This is a genomic window from Mesorhizobium loti (assembly GCF_003148495.1).
GTDB classification, from domain to species: Bacteria; Pseudomonadota; Alphaproteobacteria; order Rhizobiales; family Rhizobiaceae; genus Mesorhizobium; species Mesorhizobium loti.
This window is the reverse complement of record NZ_QGGH01000007.1, coordinates 14,230-31,762: the sequence shown is the minus strand read 5'-3', so window position 1 is coordinate 31,762 and position 17,533 is coordinate 14,230. Positions and strand designations below refer to the sequence as shown.

At 62.6% G+C, this 17,533-nt stretch carries 15 protein-coding genes; 10 read left to right on the top strand and 5 right to left on the bottom strand.

Translation table 11 applies throughout. The features are described 5' to 3' along the window. Positions 1-80: 80 nt before the first annotated feature. The 5 genes from C8D77_RS23690 to C8D77_RS23670 all read left to right on the top strand — a co-directional run bounded on the left by C8D77_RS23690 (position 81) and on the right by C8D77_RS23670 (position 5,337). Positions 81-746 carry an alpha/beta hydrolase gene (locus tag C8D77_RS23690; protein WP_109668569.1) on the top strand — a complete coding sequence of 222 codons (666 nt, stop codon included), beginning with the start codon at positions 81-83 and terminating at the stop codon, positions 744-746. 187 nt (positions 747-933) lie between these two features. Then, complete coding sequence (locus C8D77_RS23685) at positions 934-2,013, top strand: toxic anion resistance protein (RefSeq protein ID WP_109668567.1); 1,080 nt, start codon at positions 934-936, stop codon at positions 2,011-2,013. A gap of 11 nt (positions 2,014-2,024) precedes the next feature. Then, a complete protein-coding gene (locus C8D77_RS23680) occupies positions 2,025-3,596 on the top strand; it encodes a substrate-binding domain-containing protein (RefSeq protein ID WP_109668565.1) in 1,572 nt (523 codons plus the stop codon). A 14-nt stretch (positions 3,597-3,610) separates the two neighbouring features. Continuing rightward, positions 3,611-4,228, top strand: coding sequence for a 5-bromo-4-chloroindolyl phosphate hydrolysis family protein (locus C8D77_RS23675; RefSeq protein WP_109668563.1), 618 nt, complete (start codon positions 3,611-3,613; stop codon positions 4,226-4,228). Beyond that, positions 4,228-5,337: a substrate-binding domain-containing protein gene (locus C8D77_RS23670; protein WP_109668561.1), complete on the top strand. Its 1,110-nt coding sequence runs from the start codon at positions 4,228-4,230 to the stop codon at positions 5,335-5,337. Before C8D77_RS23675 ends, C8D77_RS23670 begins: the two co-directional genes overlap by 1 nt. A gap of 2 nt (positions 5,338-5,339) precedes the next feature. Here C8D77_RS23670 and sthA read toward each other — a convergent pair whose 3' ends face one another. Further along, positions 5,340-6,728, bottom strand: coding sequence for a Si-specific NAD(P)(+) transhydrogenase (sthA, locus tag C8D77_RS23665; RefSeq protein ID WP_109668559.1), 1,389 nt, complete (start codon positions 6,726-6,728; stop codon positions 5,340-5,342). Between the two features lie 209 nt (positions 6,729-6,937). Between sthA and C8D77_RS23660 the strand changes: the two genes are divergently transcribed. The 3 genes from C8D77_RS23660 (at position 6,938) to C8D77_RS23650 (ending at position 9,339) form a co-directional block, all read left to right on the top strand. Further along, positions 6,938-7,408, top strand: coding sequence for an RDD family protein (locus tag C8D77_RS23660; RefSeq protein WP_109668557.1), 471 nt, complete (start codon positions 6,938-6,940; stop codon positions 7,406-7,408). Positions 7,409-7,548: 140 nt separating this feature from the next. After that, positions 7,549-8,313 (top strand): arginyltransferase, encoded by a 765-nt coding sequence (locus C8D77_RS23655; RefSeq protein WP_109668555.1) that lies wholly within the window; start codon positions 7,549-7,551, stop codon positions 8,311-8,313. A gap of 129 nt (positions 8,314-8,442) precedes the next feature. Then, positions 8,443-9,339: a DMT family transporter gene (locus C8D77_RS23650; RefSeq protein ID WP_109668553.1), complete on the top strand. Its 897-nt coding sequence runs from the start codon at positions 8,443-8,445 to the stop codon at positions 9,337-9,339. A gap of 19 nt (positions 9,340-9,358) precedes the next feature. Here C8D77_RS23650 and C8D77_RS23645 read toward each other — a convergent pair whose 3' ends face one another. Both C8D77_RS23645 and parC read right to left on the bottom strand, forming a co-directional pair. Further along, positions 9,359-10,573, bottom strand: coding sequence for an AI-2E family transporter (locus C8D77_RS23645; RefSeq protein ID WP_109668551.1), 1,215 nt, complete (start codon positions 10,571-10,573; stop codon positions 9,359-9,361). Between the two features lie 295 nt (positions 10,574-10,868). After that, positions 10,869-13,121 carry a DNA topoisomerase IV subunit A gene (gene parC, locus C8D77_RS23640; protein WP_109668549.1) on the bottom strand — a complete coding sequence of 751 codons (2,253 nt, stop codon included), beginning with the start codon at positions 13,119-13,121 and terminating at the stop codon, positions 10,869-10,871. Here parC and C8D77_RS23635 point away from each other — a divergent pair. After that, positions 13,077-13,346, top strand: coding sequence for a hypothetical protein (locus C8D77_RS23635; protein WP_126068768.1), 270 nt, complete (start codon positions 13,077-13,079; stop codon positions 13,344-13,346). The two genes, parC and C8D77_RS23635, sit on opposite strands and share 45 nt — an antisense overlap. Before the next feature lie 102 nt (positions 13,347-13,448). Further along, entirely contained in the window at positions 13,449-14,639 is a 1,191-nt protein-coding gene (locus tag C8D77_RS23630; RefSeq protein ID WP_109668544.1) for a hypothetical protein, read from the top strand. Positions 14,640-14,753: 114 nt separating this feature from the next. On the opposite strand, the gene aspS is transcribed toward C8D77_RS23630, so the two are convergent. Both aspS and C8D77_RS23620 read right to left on the bottom strand, forming a co-directional pair. Then, on the bottom strand, positions 14,754-16,544 hold the full coding sequence (aspS, locus tag C8D77_RS23625) for an aspartate--tRNA ligase (RefSeq protein ID WP_164548861.1): 1,791 nt from the start codon (positions 16,542-16,544) through the stop codon (positions 14,754-14,756). 195 nt (positions 16,545-16,739) lie between these two features. After that, on the bottom strand, positions 16,740-17,498 hold the full coding sequence (locus C8D77_RS23620) for a DeoR/GlpR family DNA-binding transcription regulator (protein ID WP_109668539.1): 759 nt from the start codon (positions 17,496-17,498) through the stop codon (positions 16,740-16,742). Positions 17,499-17,533: the final 35 nt, after the last annotated feature.

The following is a 17,533-nucleotide window of genomic DNA, read 5'->3' as shown; positions in this document are numbered from 1 at the left end:
ACTTTCGCGGAGCTTGAAAATATTGCGTTTTGAAGCCGGCAAACTGATGGGAATCATCATGGAATCAAAAGGATGAGGCCATGACCGAAAGGACCTCACAAGATGGTGCGCTGCTGCGTGATCTCGCCTTCAGCTACCGCCTTTACAGCCCTGCGGATTCAACCGACGAATGCCTCTTCCTGCTGCATGGGTCGGGTGTCGACGAGACCACATTGGTGCCGCTGGCACGAGAGATCGCGCCGCATGCCGTGCTGATCGCGGTGCGCGGCCGCATCGTCCAGGAGGATGGTTTCCGCTGGTTCGCGCGCATCACGCCGACGCGCTTCGAACAGGCAAGCATCCGCACCGAAACCGAGGCCTTTGCGGGTTTCGTTGCTGACGCGGCCGCACGCCATCATCTCGACCTCTCCCGCACGATGTTCCTCGGCTATTCGAACGGCGCCAATCTGGTTTCGAGCCTGATGCTGCTGCGTCCGGGCCTCGTCGAACGCGCAGCGCTGCTGAGACCGATGCCGGTGCTCGATGACGTGCCGGCGACGGATCTGTCAAAGGTGCGAGCGCTCATCATCGCCGGCGCCGCGGATCTCACCTATGCGCCCTTCGCGCCGGCGCTGGTGACATTGCTCAGCCAGCATGGCGCCGAGATCGATGCCCGGATTGTTGCATCGGGTCATGAATTCGGCAGCGCCGACGCGGCGATCGTCAGGCAATGGCTGACAGCGCCAGCCACCGTCGCACAAGACTGATGGACAGTAGCCGGCGGAATGAGCTTGTCCACCGGATCGAATCCCTGCAAACCTTGCCCGTTTTCAGGCTGAAACCCGCATGTTTTGCGCCCAGAGCCGGGTCGGCCCCTTCCCTTATCCACAATGCCGACATATCCCTGTCACACACAGCCTATGGAGATACTGTTCATTTTGAGGGGAGGTCTGCATGGCCGACAAGAACAGCATCACTCTGCTCGACGACACCTCGACATTGCCGGCAATCGTTGCCGACCCGTCCGACATCGCCAGGATCGAAAGCACGATCGACGTCAGGGATCGCGCCGGCATTTCGGTCTATGGCGACCGTGCCCAGCAGGCTGTCAGCGACTATGCCGACAAGATTCTGGGTCAGCTTCGCAATCGCGATCTCGGCGACACCGGAAATCTGCTGACCGACATCATCATGAAGGCCAAGAACCTCGATCCGGCTTCGCTGAAGGACGAAGGGTTTCTCGGCAATCTGTTTTCCTCCTTCAAGGCGCGGCTCGAACGCTTCAAGGAAAAATACGAGGATGTTGCCGGCCAGATCGACCGCATCGGCCTCGAACTCGACCGCCACAAGGATACGCTGCGGCGCGACATCGCCGTGCTCGACGACCTGCATGAGCAGACCAAGGACTCGATCCTCAAGCTCGACGCCTATGTGCAGGCAGGCAAGAAATTCGTCGACGACTATCGCACCAACGAATTGCCCAAGCTGAAGGCCGCGGCGGATTCGGCCAGCGGCGATGTCGGCGGCACGCTGGAGGCGCAGACCTATCAGGATGCGGTCCAGGCGCTGGATCGTCTGGAAAAGCGCGTCTTCTATCTGGTGCAGGCGCGCCAGCTCGGCATCCAGCAACTGCCGCAGATCCGCATCGTCCAGTCCGGCGACGAGACGCTGATCGAGAACCTGCAGGCGACCTCGGCGCTCACCGTGCCGGCCTGGAAGCAGAAAATGGTCATCCTGCTTGGGCTGACCAATCAGAAATCGGCGCTCGAACTGCAAAAGACGGTGACGGACGCCACCAATGAGATGATCCGGCAGACCTCCAAGATGATGAAGGATCAGGCGATCTCGATCGAAGAACAGGCGCAGCGCGGCATTGTCGATGTCGAGACGCTGGCGCAGGCCAACCGCGATCTCATCGACACCGTGCAGGGCGTGCTGAAGGTCCAGCAGGAGGGTCGCCAGAAGCGGGCCGATGCTGAAAAGCAGATGGACCAGATGACGATCGATCTGAAGAAAGCGCTGACCCAGGCCTGATCGGAACCGCCATGCCGAAGACGCTGACGTCCGTTCTGCTGCTGGCCTTCGCGATGTTGCTGGCCGCCTGCAACGCCAGCCACGTCAAATTCTCCATCGTATCGGGCTCGGAAAACACTGTACTGCAGCCGATCGTTCAGGAGTTCTGCGACAAGCAGGGTGCCACATGCACCTTCGCCTATGAGGGCTCGCTCGACATCGGCCTTGGCTTGCAGCGGCCTGCCGGGCTCGACCAGGATGCGGTCTGGCCGGCCTCGAGTGTCTGGGTCGACCTGTTCGATTCCGGTCGCAAGGTGCGCAATTTAACCTCGATCGCGCAGATGCCGGTTATTTTGGGCGTGCGCAAATCCAAGGCCGCCGAACTCGGCTGGGTCGGCAAGCCAGTTTTCATGAAGGACATTCTGGCCGCGGTGAAGGACGGCAAGCTCAAATTCCTGATGACCTCGGCAACGCAATCCAATTCCGGCGCCAGCGCTTATCTCGCCATGCTCTCCAGCGCACTCGGCGGCAAGGAAGTGATCGAGCCCGGCGACCTCGACAATCCGAATATGCGTGAGACGGTGAGCGCTTTGCTGCAAGGCGTCGAGCGCTCATCAGGCTCGTCGGGCTGGCTGGCGGACCTCTATGTCGACTCGGCCGGCAAGGGCACCGTCTATGACGCCATGTGGAACTATGAGGCGACGCTGAAGGAGACCAACGACAAACTGAAGCAGATGGGCAAGGAGCCGCTCTATGCCGTCTATCCGGCGGACGGCGTCGCGGTCGGCGATTCGCCGCTCGGCTTCATCGACCATGGGCGCGGCCCGGAGGTCGAAAAATTCTTCACCGACCTGCTCGCCTATCTGCAGTCGGATGCGGTGCGCAAACGCATCGCCGACACCGGCCGGCGGCTGCCGCTTGGCGGCTCGGCGATCCAGGCCGCGGCCGAACCCGACTGGAATTTCGATCCGGGCAAACTGGTGACCTCGATCCGCATGCCGGAGCCGGCGGTGATCCGCAAGGCGCTCGATCTCTATCAGGAAGCCTTGCGCAAGCCTTCACTGACGGCACTGTGCTTCGACTTTTCCGGCTCCATGGAAGACCAGGGCGAGAAACAGTTACAGGCAGCGGCGCAGTTCCTGTTTACGCCGGAAAAGGCCAGCGAGGTGCTGGTGCAATGGACGCCGTCCGACCGCATCTTCGTGCTGCCGTTCGACAGTGCCGTGCGCGCCAATTTCGAAGCGACCGGCGATGCTGCCGGGCAAGCCCAGTTGCTGGCTGCCGTCGCGGACCAGCATGCCGGCGGCGGCACCGACATGTATGCCTGTGCCCAGCAGGCGCTGCAGCAGATCACGGCAACAGCGGATCTGTCGAAATATCTGCCGGCGATCGTCATCATGACAGATGGCCGCACCGACGGCAGCGCCGACCTGTTTCTAAGCCAGTGGCGCAGCGCGCCGGCGCGCGTGCCGGTGTTCGGCATCACCTTCGGCGATGCCGACAAGAGCCAGCTCGACAGCCTTGCCAAGGCAACTTCGGCGCGCGTATTCGATGGCAGCGGCGATCTGGCAGGCGCCTTCCGCGCCGCCCGGGGCTACAACTGAGATGCGCGGCTAGGATGCGTGGCTTGTTCGGCAACGACTGGAACTGGATCGTGGCGGGCCTCGTCTCGGCGGTGCTGCTGATCGGTTTGAGTTTTCTCACGCATTTCCCGTTCCTGGTGTCGGTGGTTATCGCCGCGCTGGTCTTTGCCGGGCTTGTGTTCGTGCTGGCGCCGCGTCAGCTGTTCGAAGGGCTCGACCTCAGCTCGATCGGCGGCAGCCGGGTTGCGTTTGCGCGCGAGTTGCTGGCGCAGGCCCAGCCGGCGGCGGACCGCCTGGCCGCAACCGCCCGCACCATTCCCGACAAGGACATGGCGGCAAAGGTGAAGAACCTGTCGGACATCGCCGCCGATGTGATCACCAGGGTCGAAGCCAAGCCCGAAAGTGCGCCTGCCGTGCGGCGATTTCTCACCTATTATTTGCCACAGGCGGCCGAGGTGTCGGAAGGCTACGCGGCGTTGGCCAACCGGCGTGCGCCCAGCCAGGCGCGGCTGACCAATGTCGGCGCGGTGATCACCAAGCTTCAGGACGCCTTCGTGCATTACGCCGACAGTCTGGCCGACAGTGAACTCGGCACGCTCGACGTTGACCTGCGACTCATACAGGAGTCGCTGAAAGAGGATATCGGTCGCTGATGGCCATTTCGCGCCGCGCTTTCGGACTGGGTCTGCTGGGTGCCGCCGCTGCCGGCACGGGTGGCTATCTGACACTGAAGGACCGTCCGGAGTTCCGTGGCTATCTCGGCAACAAGGCGCATCTGTTCGGCTTCATCGGCGGCGAGAAGCAGGCCTTCCTAGCCGATCCGGATGTCGTCCATGCGCTGGGCGGCTACGGGCTGGAACTCGATCCACGCGTCGCCGGCTCCGTCGAAATGGTGCGCGAATCCGCACTTCTGTCGCAGAAGCCGCAGTTCCTGTGGCCGTCGTCGTCGATCATGGTCGACCTGGCACGCAAAAGCGGCGTGGCGATCCGAAACGACCAGGTGGTGCTCAACTCGCCGATCGTCGTCTACACATGGGGACCGGTGATCGAAGGCCTGAAGAAGAGCGGGCTGGTCACGGTCGCCGCCAAGGGCGGCTACAACCAGCTCGACCTCAAGGCGTTGCTTGACGCCATATTGGCCGGCAAGAACTGGTCGAACCTCGGCATAGACGAACTCTACGGCCGGGCACGCATCGTCTCCACCGACCCCAACCGATCCAATTCCGGCTTCATGTTCGCCGGCCTGGTGCTGAGCCTGATGAGCGGCGATGTGGCGACGCAGGAACTGCTTGCCCAGCACGGTGACGAGGCCAAGGCGATCTTCCGCAGCATGGGCCTGAAGTCGTCGTCGTCGGGAAAGCTGTTCGACCAGTACATTGCCGGTGGCCTGGGCGCCGAGCCGATGGTGGTCGGCTATGAAAACCAGCTAGTCGAATGGGCGCTCGCCGATCCGGCACGCTGGCAAAGGGTGCAGACCGGCATAGGCGCCAAGCCCGAAATCCTCTACCCCAGACCGACCGTCTATTCGGCGCATCCGCTGATCGTCATCGATCCGGCCGCCGACAGGCTGCTGGAGGCCCTGACCAGCCCGAAGCTGCAGGAACTCGCCTGGACGAAGCACGGGTTTCGCGGACCTCTCGGCACCGTCACTGGCGGCGCCGATGCAGCGATCGCCGGCGTACGGCCGGCGGAAATTGAGGCCGTTCTGCCGATGCCCTCGGCCGATGTGATGCTGGCCCTGCTCGCCCAGATGGAAGGGTAGATTTACCCTCGCCCCATCCTGTTCCAGGCATCCAGCCCGGCGATCTTGTAGGCCTCGGCGAGCGTCGGATAGTTGAAGGTGTTGTTGACGAAGAAGTCGACGGTGCCGCCGAGGTTGATCACCGCCTGGCCGATGTGGATGAGCTCGGTAGCGCCCTCGCCGATGATGTGCGCGCCGAGCAGGCGGCGCGTTTCGATCGAGAACAAGAGCTTCAGGAAGCCGGTGTTGACGCCCATGATGTGGCCGCGCGAGGTCTCGCGGAAACGCGCCACGCCGACCTCATAGGCCGCACCGCTCTCGCGCACCTGTTCCTCGGACTGGCCGACCGTCGAGATTTCCGGCACCGCGTAGATGCCATAGGGAAAGGTTTCCGGCGGTGGCGGCAAGGGCACGCCGAAAGCATGGCAGGCCGCCACCCTGCCCTGCTCCATCGAAGTCGAGGCCAGGCTCGGAAAGCCGATGACATCGCCGGCGGCATAGATGTTGGGGACGCTGGTCTGGAAGGATTGCGGATCGACTTTGATACGCCCTCTGGTGTCGGCGTCGATGCCGACGACATCCAGGCCCAGGCTGCCGACATTGCCGGTGCGGCCGGCGGCGTAGAGGACGACCTCGGAACGAATGGTGCGGCCATCGGCCAGTTCCACCTCGGCAGCGTCCGGCTTGGACCGTATTTCCTTCACCGCGCTGCCCAGCCGGATGGTCATGCCACGATCGCGCATCTGGTGGATGAAATCGTCGACGATCTCGCGGTCGACGAAATCGAGGATGGAGTTGCGCGGCTCGACCAAGGTTACCGGCACGTCGAGCGCGGAAAAGATCGTCGCATATTCGACGCCGATGACGCCGGCGCCGATCACCGTCAGCGTGCGCGGCAAGCGATCGAGCTCCAGCATCTCGTCGCTGTCGAAGACGCGGGTCTTGTCGAAAGGCACGTCGCGCGGCCGGTGCGGCCTGGTGCCGACCGCGATCAGCGCATTGGCAAAACCAACCTCGCTGTAATCGCCGGTATCGGTGGTCAGGCTGACCTTGTTGGGGCCGAGAAATTTGACCGCAGCGCGAGCGCTCTTGACCGTGTTGCGCATGAACTGATGTTGCAACACCTCGACCTCGTGATCGAGCGTCTTGTGCAGGCGCTCGACCAGATCGCCGACCGAGATATCCTGCTTGACCCGGTAGCCGCGCCCGTAGAAACCGCGCTCGCGCCAGCCCGAGAGGTTGAGCACGGTTTCGCGCAGCGTTTTCGACGGGATGGTGCCGGTATGCACGGAGACACCGCCTAGACGCCGGCCGCGGTCGACCACCAGCACCGATTTGCCGAGCTTGGCCGACTGCACCGCGGCACGGCGACCGGAAGGGCCGCTGCCGATGACCAGCATGTCGTAGTCCATCTTGCCCCGTCCCCTACCCCTGAGCGCTTTGTTGCGCCGCAGCAAGCTAATGCCATCCGCGCCGCAAATTCAACCGGTTCAGATTGCATCTCACGCTGTTTGAGTTCGTGCGCCGCAAAAAGCCCGATCTTGATTCCGCGACGGGCCCTCACCATTTCATTGTTGAGCGGCCCGCACCCTATGCAGGGCCCCTGTTACGAGGAAATGACATGAACGCGCGCGTTCTCGACGGCGAAATCATCACCAGCAGGCTTGACGATGTCAGGGCCTATGACGGCGTGCGCACGAAGCGCATCCTGGCCTTCGTGATCGACTATGTCATCGTCGCGCTGCTCACTATTCCGTTTGCCATATTGGTGTTCTTCCTCGGGCTTTTGACCCTCGGCCTTGGCTGGATGCTGTTCGGCGTCCTGGTGCCGGCCGTCGCCATCCTCTATATCTGGAACACGCTGGGCAGCACCGACCAGGCCACCACGGGCATGAAGATGATGGGCATCCGCCTCGACCGGCTTGACGGCAGGCCGATCGACGGCCTCACCGCGGTCGTCCATTCGGTGCTGTTCTGGGCCGGCAACGTCATCCTGTCGCCGCTGGTCCTGCTGGTGACACTGTTTTCCGACCGCAAGCGCACCTTGCACGACCTTTTGCTTGGCACGGTCGTCAGCCGCACAGACCGCTGAAACGGCCCCTCTGAAGAGCAGTCGAACCGATTGAGCGCAAATATGAAGGCGTCGAGTCGACCACGTCTCCACAATCCTGTTGAATTTTTCGCCGTCCGCGCCAAAGGTAGAGCGATTCGAAGGAGTGTTTCCAAGGCTCGATGACGCAGCATCCGACCCAGTCGCCGCAGTTCTTCCTGACCGCGCCGTCGCCGTGTCCCTATCTCGACGGCCAATTCGAGCGCAAGGTGTTCACGCACCTGGTCGGCGACAAGGCGGCGGAGATGAACGACCTGTTGACGCAAGGCGGCTTCCGGCGTTCGCAGAACATCGCCTACAGGCCGGCATGCGAGACATGCCGCGCCTGCGTTTCGGTACGCATCCTGGCCCAGGAATTCGTCGCCAGCCGCAACATGAAGCGCGTGTTGCAGCACAATTCCGACCTCGTCGGCCATATGCACAATGCCGAGCCCTCGACCGAACAATATTCCCTGTTCCGCAGCTACCTGGATGCGCGCCACCGCCGCGGCGGCATGTCCGACATGACGGTGCTCGACTATGCCATGATGGTCGAGGACACCCATGTCGACACCAAGGTGATCGAGTATCGGCGGCGCGGGCCTGACACCTTCATCACCGGCAAGGGACAGGGCGAGCTGATCGCGGTGGCGCTCACCGACAAGATGGCCGACGGCCTGTCGATGGTCTATTCCTACTTCAATCCCGATTTCGAGGAGCGTTCGCTCGGCACGTTCATGATCCTCGACCACATCGCCCGCGCCAGGGCGATGGGCCTGCCCCATGTCTACCTCGGCTACTGGGTCAACGGCTCGCGCAAGATGAATTATAAGATGCGCTTCATGCCGCAGGAGCATCTCGGCCCGAAAGGCTGGGAGCGCTACACCAACGAAGCGGTCACACGCTAATTACTCTTTCCCAAGTCCGGGCCTAAACATTTTCAACTGAGATGATGCCGGTCTTTCCGCTGGTTGGCGGAGAGTGTGCGATTGCGCCGATCCGCCGTCCTCTCCCGAATTCATTGCGAAAGCCGCTGGATGTCGTCTCACGATGCTCACACCAAAGGACTTCTGCTCACCGCATTTGGCGGACTGACGCTGACCGTAGACATCCCGCTGATCCGGCTCGCCCATGGCGAGGCGTGGACGATCTTGCTGCTGCGCACCGGCTGCACCGTTCTTGCCGGGCTTGTCATTTGGACGGTGTGGCGCTCGTTGAGCGACAGGGCGCCACAGCTCGTTCCCGGACGGCTGGGACTTGCGGTAGCAACGCTCTATGGGCTTGGCTCGATCGCCTTCATTACCGCCGTCTACAACACCTCGACCGCCGACCTCGTCTTCATCCTCGCCTTCACCACCATGTTCTCGGCGCTGCTTTCCTGGCTGTTCCTGAAGGAGCGGCCACGACCTCTGACTCTGGTGGCGCTGGCATTGATGATCGTTGGGATTGCCATCATCGTCGGCGACTCCATCGGCAACGGATATCTGTTCGGCGACATCATGGCCTTGTGCTCGGCCCTGTGCGTCGCCTGCGCCATCACCATCTCGCGGGCGAGCGGCAAGGATATGGGCTTCACCGCGCTGATCGGGGTGGTGCTGCCTTTTGCCGTCGCCGCCTTCATGGTTTCGAAGACCGGCTTTCAGGTGGAGGCGCCATGGTGGATCATCCTCAACGGCGCCGTCATCATGCCGATAGCGTTCTTCTGCCTCGCCAACGGGCCGAAATACATCTCAGGTCCCGAGGTGGCGATGTTCTATCTCCTGGAAACGGTTCTGGCGCCGGTCTGGGTATGGATGATCTTTGCCGAGACGCCGTCGCGCAACAGCCTGATCGGCGGCGCGATCCTGATCGTCACGCTGATTGCGCATTCGCTGTGGCAACTGCATGAAGGGCGCAAGCGCCGTGCCGACCTTGCGGTGCATCATCCGGTGTAGCGCAGGCCGGCTTTCGAGATCAGGCGCTGGCTTTCTTCGCCACGTCAGGTTCCGGCAGGACCTCGATTTGCGGGCCGGCTTCGATTTCGGCTGGCGAGCCCGGGATGATTTCGTCGGTCAGTTCCACCTCTCGCAGCCACTCGCGCCAGATCGCGACCAGCAGGGCCATCAGCACCGGGCCGATGAACAGGCCGAGAAAACCCATGGTCTTGACGCCGCCGATCAGGCCGAAAAAGGTCGGCAGGAAGGGCAGCTTTATCGGTCCGCCGACGAGTTTCGGGCGCAATGTCTTGTCGACGATGAACAGTTCGACCGCGCCCCAGAGGAACAGCGCCAGCCCGGCCATCGGCGACCCGCTGGCAGCGAGGTAGATCGAGACCAGGGTGAAGGACAATGGTGCACCGCCGGGGATCAGCGCCATGACGCCGGTCAGGGCGCCAAGCGTCACCGGTGACGGCACGCCGGCCAGCCAATAGGCAATGCCCAGCACCAGCCCCTCGCCGATGGCGATGACCGTCATGCCGGTCACCGTCGACGAGATCGTTGCCGGCACGACGCGCGAGATCCGTTCCCATCTGGCCGGCAGGATGCGCTCGCCAAGGCGGTCCACCTGGCCGGCAAAATGCTCGCCGTCGCGATAGGCGAAGAACAGCGCGATCATCATGAACAGCAGCGTCAGGAGCAGGCCGAAAGCGCTGCCGCCGGCGGCCAGCACGCCGCGATAGATGCTGCCGATGTTGGCGCCGCTGACCAGCTGGATCAGTTCACCAATGCCGCCGGGATGGCCAAAATTGGTCGTCCACTGCTCGTTCAGCCACTCGCCCACGACAGGCATGGTAGCGATCCAGTGCGGTGTCACGGCACCGTGACGGTTGGTCTCGATCGCCCAGGCGACCCATTCGCGGACCTCGTTGATCGCATAGGTGCCGGCCAGCGCGATCGGTATCACCAGGAAGGCGAGGATGAAGAGGATGGCAAAGGTCGCGGCGATGGTGCGGTTGCCGCTGACTGCAACAAGCAGGCGGCGGTAGAGCGGCCAGCTGGCGAAAGCGATGACGAGCGCCGCCAGCACAGGAAACAGGAAGCCATGGAAGAAATAGACGCCCGCGGCGACGATCAGCACCAGCAGCCAGCGCGCCGCCGACAGCGGCGGAATGACGGCCGCCCGCAACGGCGTCGACAGGCCGAACAGGCGCTGCTGCCGTTCCGGTTTCTGGATTCTTGCTTCCTTCAAACGCCTGCCTCTCCCAAACACCCTTCCCTTCTATGCACTGATATAGTGCAGCAATCGTGACGATAGTCCAAATGGCTGGGGATCTCCCCTTGAGGGGGTTGAGGAGGGTCCGCGCAGCGGACGGAAAGCCAACTGCTTGGCTTTCCGAACGACGAACGGCCGGCGGGCTAGAGGGGGTCGCCGCGCGTCGAGAGCCGACATCCTCTTTCAAAGGTAGAAGGTCGCGTCCAGTCGTACCGACCCCCTCTGTCGCCTTTTGGCGACATCTCCCCCTCGAGAGAGGAGATTAGCAGCGTCATCCAAATTTCCCCGTCCTCGGGAACCCCTTCGGCACCATGCGTCCGGCCGAGGCGCGGGCGCCGATCCATTCCGCCAATTCCTCGCGCGACCGGGTGAAGGTGCGGTCGGCTGAATCCTGCCAGGAGAGGCCGCTCTCCAGCGTGAACGGCTTGAGATCGAGAAGGCCGCCGTCCTTGTATTTCTGCAGGCGTACACCCTTGCCGCGGCCCATTTCCGGAATCTCGGAGAGCGCGAACACCAGCATCTTGCGATTCTCGCCGACGATGGCGAGATGATCGCCGGTGACCGGGATGCAGCGCTTGGCTTCGTCCGGCGCCTTGACGTTCATCACCTGCTTGCCCTTGCGGGTGTTGGCGACGACTTCCTCCTCCGACACGATAAAACCATTGGCGTCATGCGAGGCCAGCAGCAGCTTGCGCTTCGGATCGTGAACGAAGGCGGTGACGATGTCCTGGTCGTTGTCCATGTCGACGATGATGCGGATCGGCTCGCCATGGCCGCGCCCGCCAGGCAGCCGGTCGGCGCCGATGGTGTAGAACTTGCCGCCGGTGGTGAAGACCAGCACCTTGTCGGTGGTCTGGGCGTGGAAGGCGAGCTTGAGGCTGTCGCCCTCCTTGAAGGTCAGCGTCGAGAGATCGGCCAGATGCCCCTTCATCGCCCGCAGCCAGCCCTTTTCCGAGACAACCACGGTGACCGGCTCGCGCTCGATCATGGCGTGCGCAATGTCGGTCAGATCATGCTCGGGCGCGTCGGCGAACTGGGTGCGGCGCTTGCCGAGTTCGGTCTCCGGGCCGAACTTGTCGCGGATGTTGGTGACTTCCCACCTGATCGTCGCCCACTGCTTCTCGTTTGAAGCAAGCAATGCCTCGATCTGCTTCTTCTCGGCGCTCAGGCCGTCGAATTCCTTGCGGATCTCGAATTCTTCAAGCTTGCGCAGAGCGCGCAGCCGCATGTTGAGGATGGCTTCGGCCTGGTTGTCGGTGAGCGACCAGCGGGCCATCATGACCTGCTTTGGCTCATCCTCCTCGCGGATGATCCTGATCACCTCATCGATGTTGAGATAGGCAATCAGATAGCCGGCAAGTATCTCCAGCCGTCTTTCGATCTCGCCAAGCCGATGTTTCGAGCGGCGGATCAAAACCTCGCGGCGGTGCTCGAGCCATTCCTGCAGCACGCCCTTCAGCGACAGCACGTTGGGCACCTTGCCGCGCGACAGGACGTTCATGTTGAGCGGGAAGCGGCTTTCGAGCTCGGTCAGCTTGAACAGCGATTCCATCAGGATGCCGGGGTCGACCGAACGGCTCTTCGGCACCAGCACGACGCGGACGTCCTCGGCGCTCTCGTCCCTGATATCCTCGAGCAGCGGCAGCTTGCGTGCCATCAGCAGCTCGGCGATCTTCTCGATTAGCCGCGCCTTCTGCACGCCATAGGGGATTTCGGTGACGACGATGCTCCAGGTGCCCCTGCCCTGGTCCTCCTGGATCCACTTCGACCGCACGCGAAAGCCACCGCGGCCGGTTTCATAGGCTTCGAGGATAGAGGCGCGGCTGTCGACGATGATGCCGCCAGTCGGGAAATCCGGCCCTTGGACGAAGTCCATCAACTTCGCCACCGGCGCGTCCCGGTGTTCGATCAGGTGAAGTGCCGCGTCGCAAAGCTCGGCCGCGTTGTGCGGCGGGATCGATGTCGCCATGCCAACCGCGATGCCGGACGAGCCGTTGGCCAGCAGATTCGGAAAGGCGCCGGGCAAAACCACCGGCTCTTCGTCTTCTTCGTTGTAGGTCGGCCGATAGTCGACGGCGTCCTCGGTGATGCCGGACAACAGTTCGGTCGCCACATCGGTCATGCGCGCTTCGGTGTAGCGCATGGCGGCGGCGTTATCGCCGTCGATGTTGCCGAAATTGCCTTGCCCGTCAACCAAGGGGTAGCGCATCGAGAAATCCTGCGCCAACCGCACAAGCGCATCATAGATCGACTGGTCACCATGCGGGTGGAACTTGCCCATCACCTCGCCGACGATGCGGGCGCATTTGGCGAAGCCCTGGTCAGGATTGAGCCGCAGCAGGCGCATGGCGTGCATGATGCGGCGATGGACCGGCTTCAGTCCGTCGCGCACGTCGGGCAGCGCCCGGTGCATGATGGTCGACAGCGCATAGGCCAGATAGCGCTCTTCCAGCGCCTTCTTCAGATCGACCGGCTCGATATGATCGCCACCGCCATTTTCAGGCGGCAAAAGCCTTTTTCCCATGGGCTGGGACTAACCGAGCGGGTGATTCGCAGCAAGGGGCAGGCCGACATACCGACCCTTCTGCAACATGAAACCATCCGCCAAGGGATGTCGACCAACATCAGCCTGTTACATGCGGGTTCTAAGGCCAAGCACGATGATATCAGGCAACCGGCTCTTCATGACAAATTCACCGGTTTGCGCAAAGACGGTGGGATCGAGTTTGCCTTTCACCGTGATTTTTGACCATTGTGCCGGGACACGCCTTCTTCCCGTCCAGTTCGTCACGGAATGGTGATGGCGCAAAGAATTGAAAAACAATTTCAGCACACTCTCAGGGACCTTGCGATGACAATCAAACGCTCAACTCTTAGGAAATTCGCCCTTTCGACCTTTTTGCTCACCCTGCCGCTGAATGCGGCCCTCGCACAGGATGCGGCGGTTGCCGACCGGCTGAAGGCAGCACTTTCCGCCCAGGGCGTCGACATCACCTGGACCGGCGTGACCGGTGACAACACCAGCATGGTGCTGCAGGGCGTTGCCATCAAACCCGCGGCGGAAAAGGAAGCGCTCACCATCGGCGACGTCAAGCTCGAAGGCGTCACCGAGGCAAATGGCGGCTATGACATCGCCACCGTGTCGACGGCTGCCTTCACGCACAGCAAGGATGGCGTCACCCTCGATCTCAGCCCCTTCGTCATCCACGACATGACGGTTCCGGCGGATGGTTCCACCGGCCCGCTTGGTTCGCTGATGATGTACAAGTCCGCCGAACTCTCGAACATGACCGTCAAGGTCGCCGACAAGACCGCCTTCTCGATGGACGGGCTTGCCATCGAGATCACGCCGCCGGCGGACGGCAAGGCGATGGAATTCACCGCCACCACGGAAAAGTTCAACGCCGACCTGACGCTGGTCGACGATCCCAAGTCCAAGGAAGTCATCAACGCGCTCGGCTACCAGAACATCGCGGGCAATCTCGAAATGGCCGGCACCTGGCAGCCTTCGGACGGCAAGATGGAACTGTCGAAATACGACATCTCCGTCGAGAATGCCGGCACGCTCGGCATGACCTTCGATCTCGGCGGCTACACGATGGACTTCATCAAGTCGCTGCAGGAAATGCAGAAGAAGATGGCGGCACAGCCCGAAGGCGCCGACAATTCGGCGCAAGGCATGGCCATGCTCGGCCTGTTGCAGCAGCTTTCGTTCAACAGCGCCTCGATCCGCTTCGACGACGATTCGCTGACCAACAAGGTGCTGGACTATGTCGGCAAGCAGCAAGGCATGTCCGGCAAGGACATCGCCAACCAGGCCAAGGCGATCGTGCCGTTCGGCATGGCGCAGCTCAACAATCCCGAGCTGACGGCACAGGTCACGGCCGCGGTCGGCAAGTATCTCGACGATCCGAAGAGCCTCGAAATCTCGGCCGAGCCGCCGGCATCAGTGCCGTTCGCGCTGATCATGGCGGGCGCCATGTCCAACCCGCTCGACCTGCCGAAGACGCTCGGCGTCACCGTCAAGGCCAACGAAGACTGATCGAAGCGATCTCAATAAGCGAAAAAGCCCGGCAGCGATGCCGGGCTTTTTTATGGGATTAGCGAATCGAAAGAATCGGTTCGGGCGGTTCTCTAAAGCATCGCCCGAGCGTGGTCAGGCGTCCTTCTTGGGCACAGCAACGCGCAGTGCCAGGTCGCGAAGCTGCTGCGGGCTCGCTTCCGAAGGCGCGTTCATCAACAAATCATAGGCCTGCTGGTTCATCGGGAACATGGTGATCTCGCGCAGGTTCTTCGCCCCGAGCAGCAGCATCACGACGCGGTCGACGCCGGCGGCCATGCCGCCATGCGGCGGCGCGCCATACTGGAAGGCGCGGTAGAGGCCGCCAAAGCGCTCTTCGACCGTGGCGCGGTCCAGCCCGACCGTCTCGAACGCCTTGACCATGGTTTCGGGCAGATGGTTGCGGATACCGCCGCTAGCGATTTCGAAGCCGTTGCAGACCATGTCATACTGGAACGCCTTGATGCCGAGCAGGTCCTCGCCATTCAGCGCATCGATGCCGCCTTGCGGCATCGAGAACGGATTGTGGGCGAAGTCGATCTTCTTCTCTTCCTCGTTCCATTCGAAGAACGGGAAGTCGACGATCCAGCACAGTTCGAAACGCTCGCGGTCGACAAGGTTCAGCTCCTCGCCGGCGCGCGTGCGCGCAGCCCCCGCAAAGGAGACGAACTTCTTCGGATCGCCGGCGACAAAGAAGGCGGCGTCGCCATCGGCAAGGCCGAGCTGAAGGCGGAGCGCCTCGGTGCGCTCCTCGCCGATGTTCTTGGCCAGCGGGCCGGCGCCTTCGAGCTTGTCGCCCTCCTTACGCCAGAAGATATAGCCCAGCCCCGGCTGCCCCTCGCCCTGCGCCCAGGAATTCATGCGGTCGCAGAAGGCGCGGCTGCCGCCGGTCTTTGCCGGAATGCCCCACACCTCGGCCTTCGGGTCGTTGGCCAGGATGTTGGCGAACACCTTGAAGCCGGAATCGCGAAAATGATCGGAGACGGCCTGCATCTCGATCGGGTTGCGCAGGTCCGGTTTGTCGGAACCGTATTTGCGCATGGCGACATCATAGGGGATGCGCTGGAATTTCTGCGTCACCGGCTTGCCGTTGGCGAAGGTTTCGAAGACCCCGCGCATGACCGGCTCCATGGTCGACAGCACGTCGTCCTGCTCGACGAAGCTCATTTCGAGGTCGAGCTGGTAGAATTCACCCGGCAGACGATCGGCGCGCGGATCCTCGTCGCGGAAGCAGGGCGCGATCTGGAAGTAGCGGTCGAAGCCCGACACCATGATCAGCTGTTTGTACTGCTGCGGCGCCTGCGGCAGCGCGTAGAAGGTGCCGGGATGGATGCGCGACGGCACCAGGAAGTCGCGTGCGCCTTCCGGCGATGAGGCGGTCAGGATCGGCGTCGAGAATTCGGTGAAGCCGACATCCGTCATGCGCCTGCGCATCTCGGCGATGATTTTTGTCCGCGCAATGATGTTCTTGTGCAGCGTCTCGCGGCGCAGGTCGAGGAAGCGGTATTTCAGGCGGATATCCTCGGGATAGTCCGGCTCGCCGAACACCGGCAGCGGCAATTCCTTGGCCGCCGACAGCACTTCGATCTCGCGGGCGAAGATCTCGATCTCACCGGTCGGCAAATTGGCGTTGGTGGTCTCGGGCAAACGCGCCTTGACCTCGCCGTCAACGCGGATGACCCACTCCCCGCGCACGGTCTCGGCAACCTTGAAGGCAGGCGAATCCGGATCGGCGACGATCTGGGTCAGGCCATAATTGTCGCGCAGGTCGATGAAGAGCAGGCCGCCATGATCGCGCACGCGATGCACCCAGCCCGACAGGCGAACGGTCGAACCGACGTCGCTCTTCCTCAACTGGGCACAGGTATGGCTGCGGTAACGGTGCATTGTCATTGGTAAAGTCCGGGGTGCTGGGTTGCGGGCCGAAGCATCACGGCCCGGCCTGAAAATTTGCGCGAAAAGCGCATGGGAGGTTGGATTTGTCAAGGCAAGCAGGTCGCCTGCGCTTCTTTCACCTTCAGCCCGGGACTTCGGCCGAACCCCAAACCAAAGTGCGGTGACCGGCCCCGTCTCGCCTCGCCCTCATGCGAAGTGGATTTCGGCGCCTTGACGTTCGAAATCCGCAAGGATTGCGGCCGGTGCAGTCTTTTCGACCACCAGATGGCGGATCGCCTCTGCCCCGGCGACGCGGTAGGGCGCCGCGGTTGCCAGCTTGTCGTCGGTCACGGCGACGACAATGCCAGCGCTGTTCCGAGCCATGGCCCGCTTGACCTCGGCCTCGGCCGGATCGAACGCCGTTACGCCACGCGCGGCGTCGAGACCGCATGAGCCCAGGAAGAACAGATCGGCGCCGAGCTGCGCGACGGCGGCCAGCGTATCGGCGCCGACGCAGGTCCCGAGGTCGCGGACGAACCTGCCACCCAGCACGATCAGCTCGACTAATGGGTGATCGGACAGCGCCGAGGCAACGCCGAGCGAATTGGTGGCAATTGTCAGCTCGAGGTCGCGGGGAATGGCCCTGGCGAGAGCGGTGTTGGTGCTGCCGCCGTCGATAAACAGGGACTGTCCAGGGGAAAGCAGCGCCACAGCCGCGCTCGCCAACCGCATCTTCTCCTCAACGGCGTGACCGCCGCGCAGGCTGATGGGAGCATCCGCAAACGGCGCCGATGCGACCGCGCCGCCATAGACGCGGCGGCATTGACCGGACTTCGCCAACTCCCGCAGGTCGCGGCGGACAGTGTCCTCCGAGACGCCGAAGCGGGTCGCCAGTTCGCCGGCCAACACACTTCCCTCCGCCGCCAGGCGGTCGCGGATGATTCGATGCCGCTCATCGGTCAGCATTGCATGATCCTGTTTTGTTTGTGCACGTTCTTGCA